At 36.0% G+C, this 2,139-nt stretch carries 2 protein-coding genes; both read left to right on the top strand.

The window, feature by feature from the left end; translation table 11 throughout:
• Positions 1–28 precede the first annotated feature (28 nt).
• A complete protein-coding gene (locus SPJ17_RS04475; protein WP_321093077.1) occupies positions 29–1,573 on the top strand; it encodes a hypothetical protein in 1,545 nt (514 codons plus the stop codon).
• A gap of 79 nt (positions 1,574–1,652) precedes the next feature.
• On the top strand, positions 1,653–2,139 hold a 487-nt coding region (locus SPJ17_RS04470; RefSeq protein WP_321093075.1), incomplete at its 3' end, for a hypothetical protein.

The following is a 2,139-nucleotide window of genomic DNA, read 5'->3' as shown; positions in this document are numbered from 1 at the left end:
AGCTGAAATAAAAAGTAAAGGAGGTATTATGAAGCTCTTAAGAAAAACGATCATGGGCGTATGTGCACTAACATGTACCGCACTAACCTTCACAACAGCAACGTATGCGTGGTGGAAGAACTATTCGAATGCAACCGTACAAGGCCTAAACATTACCGCAAATAGCGGACTTGGCTTTATGGTTTCTGTGGATGGTGTTAACTACAAAAACGATTTGACTGCTGAAGAAATCCAAGGTGCAATGCTAGTGAGTTATTCAGAGAATGAATTTGGATTTAACCCAGTTGATGGTAAATTATATACTAAGACTGCAATTCCTGTCTTCGATGAAAATGAAAACCTAACCGGTTATACATATGAACTAGATCAACCAGCAAGTACTCAAACAATTAAAGATGCTATGAAGAAAATAGAGCTAATGCCACTTACATCAATGAATGGTGTGGATATTACAGATCTTTATAATTCAGAAGCATCCGCAGGAAGTGGAAGATTCATAGAATTCCAGGTATATTTCAAAACTGTTGGAAATCGAGGAGAATTCAAACAAGCTACAAGTGTAGAAGCAGGTAAACGTTACTATGATTATACGGACCCTTATTATGTTCCATTATCTGAATTAAGCATTACCTTAGTTAATACATTAGATACAAATGGGGATAATATACCTGATGAACCAGATGTCAGTCAGTATTATTACAAGGAAAATGCGAATGATGAAAATGAAGCATATAAGACAGGATTAACTCATTATAATAAGGATTTTACCTATTATAAGCAATTTCATCATGTAATAGATATTACCGAAGATGCACAGAATTTACTTGCTAACAAACCAATCTATGAAATGACAAAAGGATATATGTATGAGATTTATCTTAATGGTGAAGAACAAACTTCAGATGCATTATTCGATAATGGTACATTAATACAAGAAGCTACACATATATCTCCAACAAGATTTACATCAAATAGCATCAAAGGTCAAGTTGGTGCTGATATGACAATCGTAAGAAACGGACAAGTCGTTACACTTCATGGCCCATCAGATACACAAGATGAAGGCGATGAATTTACAGTGTTTGGCGGAAACGCACTTCGAATGTCTATCACTGATGAAAATGCGAAAACTGCCTCAGGGGGAGCAACTGGTACACTCATTTACGAGCTTAATGATGCCCTAAATGGTGCATCCAATCTTGGTAGCTACGCATCAACTTATAGTGAGGAACACGCTATAGGCGATCCCGATTACAGCTTTGAACAGGACTGTTTATATGGTACTCGTTATAGCGCATCTTATACTTATTATACAAACCTTAAGCAATCGGATTCATTGAAAAATAAGCTTATTGCTTATAGTGATCTCCCTACTACGATTAAGGATTTAACGAGTAAGGATGATAATGGTAATTTCACCTATAATAAGCGAATCACTACTTTATCATCTGGTGAGGATGGTAAACCAATAACTTTTAGAATCTGGCTAGAAGGATGGGATGCGGATTGCTTTGATGGCCTTGGCGGCACAATCCAATCGCAGTTATCATTCTCGTCTAAGAGAATCTATTAATTCGTAGTATTTCCTGTTCAATTTTTTAAAACAAAAGCAATTTTTACTAAAAATTAAAGAAAAAGGAGAAAAACAAATTATGAAAAAATCAAGAATTGCTAAACTTGCTCTTATGGGCGCTTCTATTACAGCTTTAGCTGCTACTCTTACTACTTCAACTTATGCTTGGTATGTTTCTAACAAGACTGCTAATACAACTGCTGTGACAGGTAATACAACCGCAGGTTCTGCAGATGGTTCTATCGCATTGTCTTTAACTGGTAAAGAAGGTTCTTTTAAAAAGGAAATTGAATTACCTGCATTATCTGGAACACTTTCTCCAGTAGATAGAACTGGTGCTACTAGCGCAGCTACATACAAGGTTTTAGACGAAGATACTGATGCTGATGCTGCAGAAGGAAAGCAAATAAATGCTACAAAAGCAATTACAAGTAATGCCCATTATACTATTGAATTCTATATTTTAGCCGCTGCTACTTGTGATGTTAATCCAATGGTTACTGTAGCAAATACTACAACTTCATTCCCAATTCAGGTAAGTTATTCTGCTAAAGGAAATGTATCTG

The organism is Anaeroplasma sp. (genome assembly GCF_034179385.1).
In the GTDB taxonomy this organism is placed as follows: Bacteria; Bacillota_I; Bacilli_A; order Acholeplasmatales; family Anaeroplasmataceae; genus Anaeroplasma.
This window is presented reverse-complemented; position numbering and strand designations above follow the sequence as displayed.